At 72.2% G+C, this 15007-nt stretch carries 16 protein-coding genes; 5 read left to right on the top strand and 11 right to left on the bottom strand.

Annotated elements, in window-relative coordinates:
• Positions 1–678 precede the first annotated feature (678 nt).
• The 4 genes from ACIBU0_RS36475 to ACIBU0_RS36460 all read right to left on the bottom strand — a co-directional run bounded on the left by ACIBU0_RS36475 (position 679) and on the right by ACIBU0_RS36460 (position 3047).
• Positions 679–1044: a DUF202 domain-containing protein gene (locus ACIBU0_RS36475; protein WP_398827311.1), complete on the bottom strand. Its 366-nt coding sequence runs from the start codon at positions 1042–1044 to the stop codon at positions 679–681.
• Positions 1041–1433, bottom strand: coding sequence for a YidH family protein (locus ACIBU0_RS36470; RefSeq protein ID WP_398827309.1), 393 nt, complete (start codon positions 1431–1433; stop codon positions 1041–1043). Before ACIBU0_RS36470 ends, ACIBU0_RS36475 begins: the two co-directional genes overlap by 4 nt.
• A gap of 50 nt (positions 1434–1483) precedes the next feature.
• On the bottom strand, positions 1484–2002 hold the full coding sequence (locus ACIBU0_RS36465) for an NUDIX domain-containing protein (RefSeq protein ID WP_398827307.1): 519 nt from the start codon (positions 2000–2002) through the stop codon (positions 1484–1486).
• Between the two features lie 148 nt (positions 2003–2150).
• Positions 2151–3047: a DMT family transporter gene (locus tag ACIBU0_RS36460; protein ID WP_398827305.1), complete on the bottom strand. Its 897-nt coding sequence runs from the start codon at positions 3045–3047 to the stop codon at positions 2151–2153.
• A gap of 302 nt (positions 3048–3349) precedes the next feature.
• Between ACIBU0_RS36460 and ACIBU0_RS36455 the strand changes: the two genes are divergently transcribed.
• The 4 genes from ACIBU0_RS36455 (at position 3350) to ACIBU0_RS36440 (ending at position 7362) form a co-directional block, all read left to right on the top strand.
• Complete coding sequence (locus ACIBU0_RS36455) at positions 3350–4303, top strand: hypothetical protein (protein ID WP_398827303.1); 954 nt, start codon at positions 3350–3352, stop codon at positions 4301–4303.
• A 78-nt stretch (positions 4304–4381) separates the two neighbouring features.
• Positions 4382–5926 (top strand): APC family permease, encoded by a 1545-nt coding sequence (locus tag ACIBU0_RS36450; RefSeq protein ID WP_398827301.1) that lies wholly within the window; start codon positions 4382–4384, stop codon positions 5924–5926.
• Between the two features lie 88 nt (positions 5927–6014).
• Positions 6015–6743, top strand: a complete 729-nt coding sequence (locus ACIBU0_RS36445; protein WP_398827299.1) for a molybdopterin-dependent oxidoreductase — start codon at positions 6015–6017, stop codon at positions 6741–6743.
• The gene (locus tag ACIBU0_RS36440; RefSeq protein WP_398827297.1) at positions 6727–7362 is read left to right on the top strand and encodes a cytochrome b/b6 domain-containing protein; all 636 of its coding nucleotides are present in this window, start codon (positions 6727–6729) and stop codon (positions 7360–7362) included. Before ACIBU0_RS36445 ends, ACIBU0_RS36440 begins: the two co-directional genes overlap by 17 nt.
• On the opposite strand, the gene ACIBU0_RS36435 is transcribed toward ACIBU0_RS36440, so the two are convergent.
• From ACIBU0_RS36435 to ACIBU0_RS36415, 5 genes are all read right to left on the bottom strand, one after another.
• The gene (locus tag ACIBU0_RS36435) at positions 7310–8419 is read right to left on the bottom strand and encodes a hypothetical protein (RefSeq protein ID WP_398827295.1); all 1110 of its coding nucleotides are present in this window, start codon (positions 8417–8419) and stop codon (positions 7310–7312) included. The two genes, ACIBU0_RS36440 and ACIBU0_RS36435, sit on opposite strands and share 53 nt — an antisense overlap.
• Before the next feature lie 137 nt (positions 8420–8556).
• Positions 8557–9582, bottom strand: coding sequence for an L-idonate 5-dehydrogenase (locus tag ACIBU0_RS36430; RefSeq protein ID WP_398827293.1), 1026 nt, complete (start codon positions 9580–9582; stop codon positions 8557–8559).
• Positions 9583–9596: 14 nt separating this feature from the next.
• On the bottom strand, positions 9597–10361 hold the full coding sequence (locus ACIBU0_RS36425; RefSeq protein ID WP_398827291.1) for an SDR family oxidoreductase: 765 nt from the start codon (positions 10359–10361) through the stop codon (positions 9597–9599).
• A gap of 18 nt (positions 10362–10379) precedes the next feature.
• On the bottom strand, positions 10380–11792 hold the full coding sequence (locus ACIBU0_RS36420) for a GntP family permease (protein WP_398827289.1): 1413 nt from the start codon (positions 11790–11792) through the stop codon (positions 10380–10382).
• A gap of 38 nt (positions 11793–11830) precedes the next feature.
• The gene (locus ACIBU0_RS36415) at positions 11831–12349 is read right to left on the bottom strand and encodes a gluconokinase (protein ID WP_398827287.1); all 519 of its coding nucleotides are present in this window, start codon (positions 12347–12349) and stop codon (positions 11831–11833) included.
• 138 nt (positions 12350–12487) lie between these two features.
• On the opposite strand from ACIBU0_RS36415, the gene ACIBU0_RS36410 reads away from it, so the two are divergent.
• Positions 12488–13189 (top strand): FadR/GntR family transcriptional regulator, encoded by a 702-nt coding sequence (locus ACIBU0_RS36410; RefSeq protein ID WP_398827285.1) that lies wholly within the window; start codon positions 12488–12490, stop codon positions 13187–13189.
• A gap of 9 nt (positions 13190–13198) precedes the next feature.
• Here ACIBU0_RS36410 and ACIBU0_RS36405 read toward each other — a convergent pair whose 3' ends face one another.
• Both ACIBU0_RS36405 and ACIBU0_RS36400 read right to left on the bottom strand, forming a co-directional pair.
• A complete protein-coding gene (locus ACIBU0_RS36405) occupies positions 13199–13573 on the bottom strand; it encodes a YchJ family protein (protein WP_398827283.1) in 375 nt (124 codons plus the stop codon).
• A gap of 13 nt (positions 13574–13586) precedes the next feature.
• Positions 13587–14930: a M1 family metallopeptidase gene (locus ACIBU0_RS36400; RefSeq protein ID WP_398827281.1), complete on the bottom strand. Its 1344-nt coding sequence runs from the start codon at positions 14928–14930 to the stop codon at positions 13587–13589.
• Positions 14931–15007: the final 77 nt, after the last annotated feature.

Raw genomic sequence — 15007 nt, 5'->3', positions numbered from 1 at the left:
CGACGAGCGCCGTTCGGGAGTCGAGGGCGGGCTCCCAGGGTCTGGTGTGACGGCGGGTCCCCACGGGTCTGGCGGTGACTCGGTGACGGCGGGTCCCCACGGGTCTGGCGGTGACTCGGTGACGGCGGGTTCGCACGGGTCTGGTGGTGGCGGGTTCGGACGGGTCTGGTGGTGAGTGTCGGCTTCCGGTGGTCCCGGGACGAGACCCGTTGCCAGGGATCGGTCGGCGGGCGTCGTTCGGGAGTCCGGCGGTGGCAGCCGGCGTGCAGGAGGCTGCCGGTGAGTGGCGGGCTCCCAGGGGTCTGGTGGTGACGGCAGGTTCACGGGTCTGATGTTGACGGCGGGTTCGCACGGGTCTGGTGGTGACGGCGGGCTCGCACGGATCCGGTGGTGAGTGCCGGCTCCGGTGGTCCCGGGACGAGACCCGTCGCCGGGGATCGGCCGGCGGGCGTCGTTCGGGAGCCCGGCGCGGTGGCAGCCGGCGTGCAGGAGGCTGCCGGTGAGGCGGGCTCCCAGGGGTCTGGTGGTGGCGGGTTCGGACGGGTCCGGTGGTGAGTGCCGGCTCCCGGTGGTCCCGGGACGAGACCCGTCGCCGGGGATCGGTCGGCGGGCGTCGTTCGGGAGCCCGGCGCGGTGGCAGCCGGCGTCCAGGAGGCTGTCGGTGAGGGGCGGCCGTCCTCAGAAGACCAGGGCGACGGCGCACACCGCCAGGGCCACGGTGACCAGGACCGTGGCCGTCGCATGCCGGGGGGCGAGCGAGGCGGGTTCGGTCGACGTGGCGAGGACGCGGATGCGGCGGTGGGCCAGGGCCAGGAAGCCCAGCCACAGTCCGAAGCACAGGGCACAGACGACCGTCCCGGCGAGCGAGACCCCGCCGTGCAGGGCGGTCTTCATGGCGAGTACGGCGGCCACGGTGCCGGACAGTGTCGTACGGCGCCACGCGAGACGCGTCCGCTCGGGCTGCAGTCCCGGATCCCGCACCGGCTCCGCGACCTCCCCCGGTCTCGAACATGCTCGACCCGGGAGACCCCCATCGGCGCTCATCCCTCCCACCCGACGAGCACGACGACGACCATCGCCACGGCCACCACCGCGACCACGAGACTCAGCACCGCCGGGAACCGCGACACCGGCAGGTCCTCACCCCGGCGCATCGCCCGCTCGCAGCGCACCCAGTGATTGACGGCGCGCAGCGAGCACAGCACGCCGGCCGCGAGCAACGCGAGCGCCAGCCCGACGCGCCACCCCCAGCGCAGGTCCGGCAGGAACTGGTCCACCGCGAAGCCGCCGCCGATGAGCGCGAGCGCGGTGCGCAGCCAGGCCAGGAAGGTGCGCTCGTTCGCCAGCGAGAACCGGTAGTCGGGGGTGCCGCCCTCCTGCCGGACCTGCTGCGGTTCGAACCACAGTCTGACGTTTCGTACGAACTCGATCACATGAACGAGCCTATCCGGGCGGTCGCCGGGGAACGTTGTGAGCCGATGGGTCAGCCGGTCGCCGTCCGATGGGCCCTGAGCCGCTCGTACGCCGCGAGCCCGTCCGGTACCCACGCCCACTCCGCCAGCCGTCGCTCCACCTCGGCCTCGGGGAGGAAGTCGTGCCAGGCGACCTCCTCCACCTGGGGGCGCACGGGCAGCTCGCAGCGCACCTCGTACACCGCCGACCACCAGGTCTGGCCCGCGCCGTCGTCGTACAGGAACTTGAAGAGGTACGACGGGCGGGGCAGGCCGCTCACGCCGAGTTCCTCCTCGGCCTCCCGCAGAGCCGCCTCGTCGTACGACTCGCCCGCGCCGACCACTCCGCCGACGAACATGTCGTAGCGCGAGGGGAACACCAGCTTGGTGGGCGTGCGGCGGTGCACGAAGAGACGGCCCTGGGCGTCCCGGGCCTCGATGAAGACACAGCGGTGACGCAGGCCCTTGGCGTAGGCCTCGCCGCGCGGGGACTGTCCGATGACCCGGTCCTGTTCATCGACGATGTCGAGGATCTCGTCAGCAGCACTCATGGGGCCATCCAAGCAGGTGGCTCCCGCGGGGTGGTGTCACCGTCCGGACCGTGGCGCTCGACGCGCGCCGGGACGTCCCGCGGAGCGGCAGGGGCACCCGGCGTCAGCGCGGACTTCCGCCTGCCTCAGCCGGTTCGCGCGACCCCCGTCACGCGGCGGCCTGCAGCACCGCCGACCGCTCCGGCTCTCTCGCCCCGCACGGCATCGCGGAATGCGTTCCCAGCAGGATGATGCCCACCACGATCCCGGCGAGCCCGGCCGCCTCCCACGCCAGTGCGCCCGCGTCGGCGCGCAGGCGGTCGCCGAGGAAGCCCACGCCGCAGGCGATGCCGGCCAGCGGCTGGGCCGCGGTCAGGGCAGGCAGGGACATGCGCAGCGACGCTGTCTCGAAGGCGCTCTGGACCAGGACCAGCCCGGTGAGGCCGAGCGCCACCACCGCATACGGCTGCCAGCCGGTCAGCACCTCCGTGAGGCCGCCCCCGGCGAAACGCTCGCCCGTCACCCGGGTCAGCGCGTCCTGCACGCCGTACAGCAGACCGGCGGCCGTCGCCAGCAGCGCCGGACCCGAGCTGAGCCGGGAGCGCTTGGCGTACGCCGTGAGCAGCAGGGCCAGTCCGACCATGACGCCGATGATCAGCCAGTGCCGGAGCGGGTCGTCGGTCGCCGTTCCGCCGCGTGGCTGCCCGGCGACGATGAACGCCGTGACGCCGCCCGCGAGCAGAGCGAGGCCCGTCCAGCCCTGGCGGCCCAGCGGCTGTTTGGTCTGGCGGCGCGAGAGCACGAGCGCGAACAGCAGGTTCGTCGCCAGCAGTGGTTCCACCAGAGAGATCTCGCCCTGGCCGAGCGCCATCGCGCCCAGCGCCATGCCGACCACCATGAGCCCGATGCCGCCCAGCCAGCGCGGCACCTTCATCAGGTCGAGGAGGATGCGGGGGGAGAGGAAGTCGTTCAGCGGCGCCCGCCGGGCCGCGTTCTGCTGCAGTACGAAGCCGAAGCCCAGGCAGCACGCAGCGGTGACGGCGAGTATCAGAATCTGAAGCGACACGCTGCGTACCTCGATCATCCTGCCGGGGACGGGGTGCGTAAGGGCCGACTGTAGCGGCTCGGGCCCGGCATGCGCGTCCCGCAATCGTCCGGTGCCCGCGCCGACGACGCCATGACGTACGCCACACGCGCCGAACAATTCCGGCATTACAGGCAGGCGTTATGTCTCAACCGTCCCACCGGTAACGGAAGTTGACGCGTGTAACGCCACGGCGGCCCTTGACGTGAACCGTTGGCTGCCGGTTTGCTGTGCGTGATCATCCGATGACAGTCCACATTCTGCCCCCTACAGAACCCACAACGGTGCCCCCACCTCCGCCGCCCCCCTTCGGCCGCAGTCGTAAGCGCGCAGCGCACGCCTTCGACGCGGCCCTCGACGACGCCGAGCTCGCCGTGGCCCGCACCCAGCTCGCCCAGGGCAGGTGGCAGTCGGTCCGCTCGCTGCTGGCCCGGACCGGCGACGACTGGGACCGCCGAGGCCACCGCGTCACCGTCCTCGCCCGCGAGCCGCACTGCACGCCCTGGGTCCGCGACTGGCTGCTCGCCGAACCCGACTCCGCCGACGCCGCCGTCCTGCTCGCTCTCGCGCAGGTCCAGCGCGCCTTGCGCGGCAAGGAGAAGCCGGTCCGTGCCCGCGAGTCCTGCCACAGCGCCGCCGCGCTCGCACCCGCCGACCCCACCCCCTGGCTCGGACTGCTCATGCTGGAGTGCGCCCTCGGCGCCGAGGAGGAGGTGCGCCGCCTCTTCGCCGAGGTCCTGGCCCGGTACGCCGACCATCACCACGCGCACCACCTGATGGTCGCCCGGCTCGCCGAGCGCCACTCCGGTGCCGGTTCCGATCCGCTCCACGAGGTCTACGACTTCGCCAACCAGGCCGCCGAGCGCGCCCCCGCCGACTCCCCGCTCGCCATCCTCCCGGTCATCGCCCACGCCGAGCGCTACCGCGTCCTCGCGGGCGCCGGACATGAGCCCGGCGACGCGGCCGCCTCCGGGCACTGGACCGGCCGTCGGGCCCGTCAGGTGATGCGCGCCGCCTTCGACTGGTGGCTGGAGTGGGAGCAGGAAGGCCATCCGCGCCGCCTGATCGACCTGAACTTCCTCGCCCACGCCAAGGTCTGCGAGGGCCGGGGCGCCGAAGCCGCCGCGCTGTTCCACCGCATCGGCGAGCACGCAACCCCGTCCCCGTGGGCGTACCCCGACCGCGATCCGTACCCCGCCTTCCGCGCCGCACGCGACACCGCGCTCGGCATGGCATGACGGCACCGCCCCGACGTGACAACCGATCCGACCCGACCCGCACCCCCCGGCACCCCGACCCCGAAGGACGGTCACTCGATGACGACGGGCAGTTCCAGCACCGGTAGAGCCACCGCGGACGGCGGCGGCATCAGCACCTTCAAGGGCCAGGACCGCGCTTTGCGCGCCGACCGGCTGGGCACGACAGGCCTGCTGCTGTCCGTGCTCGCCGCCACGGCACCCCTGATGGTGGTCGCGGGTGTCATGCCCACGACCTTCGGAGTGATGGGTATCGCAGGGCAGCCGCTGCTCTTCGTGATCCTCGGCCTCGTCCTGGCGCTCTTCAGCGTCGGATACGCCGAGATGAGCCGCCACGTCCACAATGCCGGCGCCTTCTACGCGTACATCTCCCGCGGACTGGGCGGCACGGCCGGCGCCGGCGCCGCGATGCTCGCGCTCGTCGCCTACAGCGCACTCCAGGTCGGCATCTACGGCATCTTCGGCTTCGAGGTCTCCGGACTGTTCGCCACCTACCTCGACACCGAGGTCGCCTGGTGGATACCGGCGCTCCTGGCCGTGCTCCTCGTCGGAGCGCTCGGCTGGCTGAAGATCGACCTCAACGCGCGCGTGCTCGGCGTTCTGCTGGTCATCGAGGTCGCCCTGGTCGTCATCTTCGACGTCGCCGCGCTCGCCGACCCCGCCAAGGAGGGGCTCTCGCTGCACGCCTTCAACCCGGACACGCTCACCGGCGCGGGCATCGGCACGGCCCTGTGCTTCTGCGTCGCCGCCTTCCTCGGCTTCGAGCAGGCCCCCGTCTACGCCGAGGAGACCAGCCGCCCCCACGTCCTCGTGCCCCGCGTGATGTACCTGGCGATCGGCGGCATCGCGGTGTTCTACACGATCAGCTGCTGGGCGTACACCGTCGCCACCGGGCCCTCGGCGATCGTCGGCACGGCGCAGGAGCAGAGCGCCGGGCTGCTGTTCTTCCTCACCGAGGACCTGCTCGGGACCGGCTTCACCGACGTCCTGCACGTCCTGTTCGTGACCGGCATGTTCGCGGCGATGCTCAGCTTCCACAACGTCGTCGCCCGCTACGCCTTCGCCATGGGCCGCGAGGGCCTGCTGCCCGCCGCCTTCGGCCGCACCAGCGGCGCGAGCGGCGCCCCCGGCACGGGTTCCCTGCTGCAGACGGTGATCTCGCTCCTGGTCGTGGCCGCCTTCGCCCTCACCGACGACAAGCCGGCCGGAGACCCGACCGCGCCGGTCCTGCACCTGTTCACCTGGATGGGCAGCCTGGGAGCGCTGGGCGTCGCGGCCCTGATGGCGGCCGCCTCGGTCTCCGTCATCGTCTTCTTCGTCCGCCGCGGAGCCGCCGGAGCCCAGCTCTGGCGGCTCGCGGCCTCCGGGCTCGCCGTCCTCGCGCTGCTCTTCATCGTCGTCTACACCGTCAAGGACTTCGACGTCCTGATCGGGGCGGGCCCGGGCTCGTCCCTGAGCTGGGCCCTGCCCGCCGTCCTCGCGCTCGCCCTGGTCGTGGGTCTGGCCCAAGGCCTGCTCCTGCGCTCCCGCACCCCCGAGCGGCACGCCCGCATCGGGCTCGGCAACGAGGCCTTCCAGCTGGAGAAGGCGGCCCACGGCGACTGACGAGAACCGGGTGAGAAGTGGTTACGGAACTCTGACGGGCACCCGCGATCCCTGGCCCCACGAGGGACGTGGGTGCTCGAATGAGTACGTGAACTCCGAAGAACCCGAAGAGCGGCGGGGCAAACCCATCGGCCGCCGCGTCTTCCTCGGCACTGTGGGCCTGGGCGCCCTCGGCGTGATCACCGCGCCCACCCTGCAGCGCGGCCTGGAGTCCTTCCTCGCGGGCGCGTCCGACAAGGACCCCACCGGTTTGACCGGCCTGCTGCCCAACGGCGGCGGCTTCCGCTACTACTCGGTCGCCTCCTCCGTACCCCACAAGAGCGACGGCAGCTACCGCCTCACGGTCGACGGCCTGGTCGACCGCCCCCGCAGCTACACCCTGGCCGACCTGCGCGCCCTGCCGCAGACCCGGCTCGTGCGCGACGTGCAGTGCGTCACCGGCTGGCGGGTCCCCGACACACCGTTCGAGGGGGTGCGCCTGTCCCGGCTCCTCGACGCCGCGGGAGTGCGCCAAGAGGCCGGGGCGGTGCGCTTCACCTGCTTCGACGGCACGTACACCGAGAGCCTCACCCTCGACCAGGCCCGCCGCTCCGACGTCCTCGTCGCCCTGCGCATGCAGGACAAGGACCTGGGCCACGCCCATGGCGGCCCGGTCCGCCTCTATGTGGGCCCCATGTACTTCTACAAGTCCGCCAAGTGGCTCTCCGGCATCACCGTCACCGAGGATGTGAAGCCCGGCTACTGGGAGGAACGGGGCTACGACGTCGACGCCTGGGTCGGTCGCTCGAACGGACGCGACGATGAGCCTACGAGTTGACGCCGACGCCCCCGGCCGGGCCACGAGCGTGCGGCGCTTCAGCCGCGCCGAGCGCTGGGTGCACCGCACGACGGCCGCGCTGATGGGCGTGTGCGTGGTGACGGCGGCCTGCCTCTACATCCCCCAGTTCGCCGAACTCGTCGGCCGCCGCGAGCTGGTGGTCCGTGTCCACGAGTGGGCCGGCCTCGCCCTGCCCGTGCCCGTCCTGGCCGGCCTCGCCTCCCGCGCCTTCCGCGCCGACCTGGGCTTCCTCAACCGCTTCGGCCCGCACGACCGGGTGTGGCTGCGCGCCGCGTTCCGCCGTGACAAGCGGGCCGCGTCCCGTCCCGCGGGCAAGTTCAACGCCGGGCAGAAGATCTACGCGTCCTGGATCGCCGGCGCGACGCTGGTGATGCTCGGCACGGGGCTGTTGATGTGGTTCACCCACCTCGCGCCGCTGGTGTGGCGCACGAGTGCCACTTTCGTCCACGACTGGCTGGCCCTGACCATCGGGATCGTCCTCGCCGGGCACATCGGCATGGCGCTGGGTGACCCGGAGGCGCGGCGAGGAATGCGGACGGGGTCAGTCAGCCGGGAGTGGGCCGAGCGCGAGCATCCCCTGTGGCGACATCGAGGGTGAGAAGGGCGGGGGTGGGGTGGTCTGGATCCCCGGGTGTCCCAGCCCCCGTGTCCGGCTCCGGGACCACCTCGGGAGCGGCGACCCTGAAGGCCGCCGGCAGGCGCACTTCGGTTCCGGCACACCGGACCGTCACCTCGACGGGACCCGGCTCCAGCACCGGTACGACGACGGACAGCACGAGCCGATCGCCCGACCGCGACGTCAGCACGGGAACTCCGGGCACCTGCTGTCCCCCGACGCTCACGCTCACGCCCGGCAGCAGCTCGGCGTGGTCGACGTAGGGGTCCGCCAGCTCGATGCCGATCGCCTCGCCGGGCCGCGCCTCGCCGTCGCCGCCCGTGTCCACTCCGGCGATCCGGAAAGCGCAGGCAGCGGGCGTCCCCCTGGACGGGGGCTTCAATCGCACGGTGGCGCCGGGATGCCGCCGGTGGAAGTCGAGCAGACCGCCCAGGACGGTGTACGCGGCACGGCCCTTGCAGGTGCCGGCCCCGTCCGCCAGGGCGGCATGGTCGCGGGCCGCCTGCTCCCAGCTGCCTCCCTCGCCCTGGACGGCCAGGCAGGCGGTGGCCAGCCCGCGCAGCAGCGTCCACTCCGGGTCGGCCGGCGTCCGGGGCACCAGGTTCAGGGCGGTCCGGCACTCGGCGGGGGCGCGGAGCAGGTCGTACACGCTTGCCGGATCAGGAATGCCGTCGGCGTTCGGCGAGTCGGGCCCTGCCGGGAGCCAGGTGGGGACTTCGAGGAGCCTCGGATGCGTGGACGGGCTGGGGGCCGGGCTCGGACTCCTGCCCGCCGCGCTGCTCCGGCGTCGGCCGGGCGGGGCCGTGGGGACGGGCACGGTCGCGTGGCCGTCGGCCTTCTGCCGTACCGGAGGAGCGGAACTCGACAGTCCGGTCTGCGGCGTGCGAGGGCCGCCCGAGGGACCGGCGGTGCCGACCACACCCCCGCCACCCCTGCCGTCCGCCGTGCCCTTCCCGTCACTGGTGAAGGCCGCGGTGGCCACCGCCACCGCCCCCGCGACGAGCAGCCCCGAGATACGCGTCCCGAGGGAAACCGCCATGAAGCCCCCCGATGTTCCCGCCCCCGAACACTGCGGCAGCCGCCGGGGGACACCTCATCATCGGGCCCGAAGTGCCCCCAGGGAAGGCGCTTCAGGGAGTCGTCGGTGTGATTTCAGGCGCTGAGCAGCGCGGAGGTTCAGCCTCCGAAGTCCAGCAGCACCTTGCAGGATGTGCTCCGCTCCGCGGCGAGCGCGAACGCCGAACCGGCCTCCCGCACCGGCACCACCGCACTGACCAGTCCGTCGAACGACGCCTCGGCGGCGAGCAGTTCCAGCGCTTCGTCGAACTCCCCGTCGAACCGGAACGCCCCCCGCAGCTCGATCTCCCGGCTGACGACGAGGTTCCCCGCGAACGGGCTGTGTCCCGGCGGCAGCATCCCGAGCTGCACCACGACACCCCCGCGCCGCACGAGCCGCAGACAGGTGTCCAGCCCCGCCGCCACCCCCGACGCCTCGATCGCCACGTCCACCTCGGAAGGCCACCCGGCATCGTCCGGATCGTCGGCCCGTACGAGGACGTCGGCGCCGGCGACGCGCGCGTACCGCAGGGCCGCGGGCAGCAGGTCCGTCACCGTCACGCGCCCCGCACCGGCCGCCTTCGCCGCCGCGACCACCAGACACCCGATGGGCCCGGCCCCGGTGACGAGGACGTGCCGCCCGGCCACGTCCCCGGCCCGCCGCACGGCGTGGAGCGCGACGGACAGCGGCTCGGCGAGGGCCGCCCGCCGCAGCTCCAGCCCGGGCGGGAGCGGCCGCAACTGCTCCGCCTGGACGACCACTTGGGCGGCGAAACCGCCCTGCACATGCGGGAAGCGGGCCGCGCTGCCGAGGTAGCGGGTGTCCCGGCAGACGTTCCGCCGCCCGTCGGCGCACTCCGGGCACACCCCGCAGGGAGTGGCCGGGTGCACCGCGACCGCCGTACCCGGAGCCGGACCCGATGCTCCGGCACCGTACGAGACCACCGTCCCGACGACCTCGTGCCCGAGCACCATCGGCTCCTTGAGGCGGAAGTCGCCGACTCCGCCGTGCCGCCAGTAGTGCAGGTCGGATCCGCAGATCCCGCCGTACCGCACGGCGACGAGGGCCTGTCCGGGGCCGGGATCCGGCACCGGCAACCGGTCGACCCGCAGGTCGCCCTGACCGTGGATCACACAACCGAGCATCCCCGGGGCCTCCTTCACAGCACGCTCGTCATGCCGCCGTCGACGTACAGGACCTGCCCGCTGACGAAGTCCGCGGCCGGAGAGGCGAGGAACAGCACCCCGCCCACCAGGTCCTCGGTACGACCCCAGCGCCCGGCCGGGGTGCGTCGCCGCACCCACGCGCTGAACTCCTCGTCCTGGACCAGGGGCCGGGTCAGCTCGGTCTCGATGTAGCCGGGGCCGAGACCGTTGACCTGGACGCCGTACGGCCCCCAGTCCGCGCACATGCCCTTGGTGAGCATCTTCAGCGCGCCCTTGGTGGCGGCGTAGGGCGCGATGCCGGGGCGGACGACCTCGCTCTGCAGCGAGCAGATGTTGACGATCTTTCCGTGGCCGCGTTCCGTCATCCGCCGGGCGGCCTCCCGGCCCACGAGGAACGCGCTGGTGAGGTTGGTGTCCAGGATGCGGTGCCAGTCGGAGTCGGTGAACTCGAGGAGCGGGGCGCGCAGTTGCATCCCGGCGTTGTTGACCAGGATGTCGAGCGGGCCCACCCGCTCCTCGACATCCGCGATCCCGGCGGCCACCGACGGACCGTCGGTCACGTCGAACACGGCCGTGTGGATCCGGTCCCCGGGCAGTTCGGCGGCGGCCTCGGCGAGGCGTTCGCCGTCCCGTCCGTTGAGGACCACCGTGCAGCCGGCCTCCGCCAGGCCGCGGGCGAGGGCCAGGCCGATGCCCCGACTGGAGCCGGTGACCAGGGTGGTGCGGCCGCTGATGTCGAAGAGGGGGTGAGCCGTCACGTCGTACTCCTCGTATCCCTAAATGATCAGCGAGAGCAGCAGGACCACACCACCGGCGACCACCGAGATGATCGTCTCCATGACGGACCAGGTCTTGACGGTCTGGCCGACGTTCAGGCCGAAGTACTCCTTCACCAGCCAGAACCCGGCGTCGTTCACATGGCTGAAGAACAGCGACCCGGCGCCGATGGCGAGGACCAGCAGGGCCGCGTGGGTGGTCGACATGTCGGCGGCCAGCGGGGCCACGAGCCCGGCGGCCGAGACCGTCGCCACCGTCGCCGAACCCGTCGCCAGCCGGATCGCCACCGCGATCAGCCAGGCCAGCAGCAGCGCCGGGATGGACCAGTCCTCGGAGATGTCCAGGACCATCTGCCCCACGCCGGTGTCGATCAGCGTCTGCTTGAAGCCGCCGCCCGCGCCGACGATGAGCAGGATGCCCGCGATGGGCGCGAGGCCCTTCTCGACGAGCGGCGACAGCCGCTCCTTGCCGAACCCGGCGGGCCGCAGCAGCGTGAAGATGCCCAGGAGTACGGCGGCGAGCAGCGCGATCATCGGGGAGCCGATGACGTCGAAGACACGCTGGACGGTGTGGGCCGGGTCGTCGATCACGATGTCGACCAGCGCCTTGGAGAGCATCAGGACGACCGGGAGGAGGATCGTGATCAGCGTGGGCCCGAAGCCGGGGAGCGGGCGCTTGCCCTGTTCGTCGGACTCCTCGGAAGGGCGCTGCGGAATCATCCGGTCCGGAGCGGGCACGTCCACCCAGCGGGCCGCGTACCGCGAGAACAGCGGACCGGCGATGACGACGGTCGGTATCGCGACGAGGACGCCGAGCGCCAGCGTGACACCCAGGTCGGCGCCGACGGCGTCGATCGCGACCAGCGGGCCGGGGTGCGGCGGGACCAGGCCGTGCATCACGGACAGGCCGGCGAGGGCGGGGATGCCGATGCGCATCAGCGAGTAGTTGCCGCGCTTGGCGACCATCAGCACGACCGGGATCAGCAGCACGACGCCGACCTCGAAGAACAACGGCAGACCGATCACCGAGGCGATCAGCACCATCGCCCACGGCATCGAACGGCCTCCCGCCCTGGCGAGGATCGTGTCGACGATCTGGTCGGCGCCGCCCGAGTCGGCGAGCATCTTGCCGAGGATCGCGCCGAGCGCGATCAGCACACCCACGCCGGCGACCGTGGTGCCGAGGCCGGTGGTGAAGCTGGCGATGGCCTTGTCGAGCGGTGCCCCGGCGATCGCGCCGAGCACGAGCGTTCCGAGGGTCAGCGACAGGAACGCGTGGAGCTTGAACTTGGTGATGAGCAGGACGATGACGGCGATGCCCGCCAGGACGGCGATGCCCAGCTGAGCGTGGCCGGCCGAGGTGATGGGCTCGACGGTGTCCGCTGCCAGCATCTCGACGCTGAGTCTGGTCACGGGGGTTCCCTTGCAGGTACGGGGGTCGGGGGAAGGGGTTACGCGGTCGGCTCGGGGAGCGCCGTCAGGGCCGCGGAGGCCCGTTCGGTGATCTCCTCGGGGCTGCCGGACACATCCACGACGACTCCCGCCTCGTCCTCCTGGAGCGGCTGGAGGGTGGCGAACTGGGAGTCGAGCAGCGTGGTCGGCATGAAATGCCCCTGCCGGTGCGACATCCGGTCCTCGATGACCGCGCGGTCACCCGCGAGGTGCAGGAACACGACGTCCGGTGCGGCTGCCCGCAACCGGTCGCGGTACGAACGCTTCAGCGCCGAGCAGCTGACCACCCCGCCGAGCCCGGCCCGGCCGTGCGCCCAGGCGCCGATGGCGTCGAGCCAGGGCCACCTGTCGTCGTCGTCGAGCGGGGTGCCGGCCGACATCTTGGCGATGTTCGCCGGCGAGTGGAAGTCGTCGCCCTCGGCGTAGGGGACGCCGAGCCGGGCCGCGAGCAGGGGACCGATGGTGGTCTTCCCGGTGCCCGCGACGCCCATGACCACGACGACATGGGGGGTACTCATCGCTGCCTCACTGTCTGCTGTCTTCGTCGACACGTGATGTCGACGCACACTGAAACCGATTAGGTACGACGAATTCAAGACTCTGTGATGAATAAGTCTGACTTTTTGTTCCCGTGATCTGCCCCGTACGCTGAGTGCATGAGCACACCGGGCCGGGGGCTGCACGGCCATGTACTGGAAACCCTCGGCCCCGCGATCACCGCGGGCGAGTACCCGCCGGGCAGCGTCCTGCGCACGGACGAGCTGGCCCAGCGCTTCGACGTGTCACGCTCGGTGATGCGCGAGGCGGTCCGCGTCCTGGAGTCCATGCACCTGGTCGAGTCCCGCCGCCGCGTGGGCGTGACGGTGCGCCCCAAGTCCGAGTGGAACGTCTACGACCCGCAGGTCATCCGCTGGCGCCTGGCCGGCGCCGACCGCCCGCAGCAACTGCGCTCCCTCACGGTGCTGCGCTCGGCGATCGAGCCGGTGGCGGCGGGCCTGGCGGCCAAGCACGCCACGGCCGACCAGTGCGCCGAACTCACCGAGTGCGCCCTGGGCATGGTCGCCCACTCACGCGGCCACCAGCTGGAGGGCTACCTCGTCCACGACGTCGCCTTCCACCGCGTCATCCTCAACGCCTCCGGCAACGAGATGTTCGCCCGCCTGGGCGACGTCGTCGCCGAGGTCCTCGCGGGCCGCACCCACCACGAGGTCATGTTCGAGGACCCCGACCCGGCCGCCGTGACCCTGCACGTCCAGGTCGCCGAGGCGGTCCGCGCGGGCGACGCGGTCCGCGCGGAACACCTGACCCGCGAGATCACGGTCGGCGCCCTCCAGGAACTGGACATACTGGCGCCCTGACCTGCGGTGCTACGCGGGAAACTCCCCGTCGACGTACACCCACGCCCCCTCGACCCGCTCGAACCGGCTCCGCTCCCGCAGCGCGCCGCCCCGGTAGGAGGCCCGGAACTCCACGATCCCCGTGGTGTGGAACGCGGAGCCGTCGACCGCGTCGAGGATCTCCAGCCCGGTCCACCGCATCCCGGGATCCAGCTCCAGCCTCGCGGGCCGCGTCCTCGGATGCCAGGTGCGCAGCAGGTACGCCACATCGCCCTTGACGAACGCGCTGTACCGCGACCGCATGAGCGCCTCGGCGGTCGGCGCGGCGGCGGTACCACTGTGGAAGCGGCCGCAGCAGTCGGCGTACGCCTTGGAGAGCCCGCACGGGCAGGAACGCGTGGTCATGCCCGCCATTCTGCTAGACGGCCGCCCGCGTCTCGGCGCCGGGCAACGGCGGCAGTGCCGCACCGTGGACCCACGCCTGGAACAGCTCGTCCACGGGCTCGGCCGCGAACCGTGCCACATGCGAGGCGAACGCCGACGTCGTCACCGTCCCGTTCCGGTGCAGCCCCGCCCAGGCCCGCAGCATGCGGAAGAAGGCGTCGTCGCCGAGCGCGCAGCGCAACGCGTGCACGGTGAGTCCGCCGCGCTCGTAGAGCCGGTCGTCGAACATCGACTTCCGCCCCGGATCCGCCAGCCGCAGATCCTGCGGCAGCGTCGACAGCAACCGGTGTGCGGCAGCGGCGAGTTGCTGTGCCGTACGGCCGCCCGACCGCTCCGACCACAGCCACTCCGCGTACTTCGCGAACCCCTCGTTCAGCCAGATGTGCCGCCAGTCGGCGATGGAGACGCTGTTGCCGAACCACTGGTGCGCCAGCTCGTGCGCGACCAGCCGCTCCGAACCCCGCGCCCCGTCCACGTGGTTGGCGCCGAACAGCGACAACCCCTGTGCCTCGACGGGCACATCGAGCTCCTCCTCGGTCACCACGACCGCGTACTCGTCGAAGGGGTACGGCCCGAACAGCTGCTGGAAGAGGTGCATCATCTGGGGCTGCCGCGCGAAGTCCCGCGAGAACTCCGGCAGCAGATGCGCCGGAATGTGCGCGTGCTGCGGCACCCCGCCCAGGCCCGGGTCGGCCAGCACCACGGTCTGGTACTTGCCGATCGCCAGTCCCACCAGATAGCTGGACGTCGGCGCCGACTGCTCGTACACCCAGGTGGTCGTCGACGCCTTCGTCGTCCGGGTCAGCAGCCGCCCGCCCGCCACCACCGCGTACGCCGACGGCGTGGTGACCGAGATCTGGTACGACGCCTTGTCGGCGGGGCGGTCGTTGCACGGGTACCAGGACGGCGCCCCGATCGGCTGGCTCGCCACCAGCGCCCCGTCCTCCAGCTCCTCCCAACCGAGCCCGCCCCAGGGGCTGTTCACCGGCTTGGGGTTGCCCGACCAGTGCACCTCGACCGTGAAGGCCGCCCCGGCGCGGACCGGCTTGGCGGGGCGCACACGCAGCCTGCCGCCGCGGTGCGTGTAGTGCGGCTGCCGTCCGTCGACCCGGACCCGCCCGATCCTGAAGTCGGCCAGGTTCAGCACGAACTCGGTCAGCGGCGCCCGGCCCGCTATGGCGTTGATCCGGGCCGTCCCCGACAGCCGGTTCGGTCCCGGGCGGTAGTCCAGCGCGAGCTCGTACCGGTGCACCCGGTACCGGGGATCGCCGTGCTCCGGGAAGTACGGGTCCGCGCCCGCCGCCTGCTGAACTGCCACCGCTGTCTGTGCTCCCTGCGCCGTACTGCTGCCACTCCGTGAAACCGGTTCACCGCCCTCCGGCTCCGAGTGACCGG

This window comes from Streptomyces sp. NPDC049627 (assembly GCF_044465645.1).
Taxonomy (GTDB): domain Bacteria; phylum Actinomycetota; class Actinomycetes; order Streptomycetales; family Streptomycetaceae; genus Streptomyces.
The sequence above is the reverse complement of the archived record's forward strand: the minus strand, read 5'-3'. Positions and strand labels throughout refer to the sequence as shown.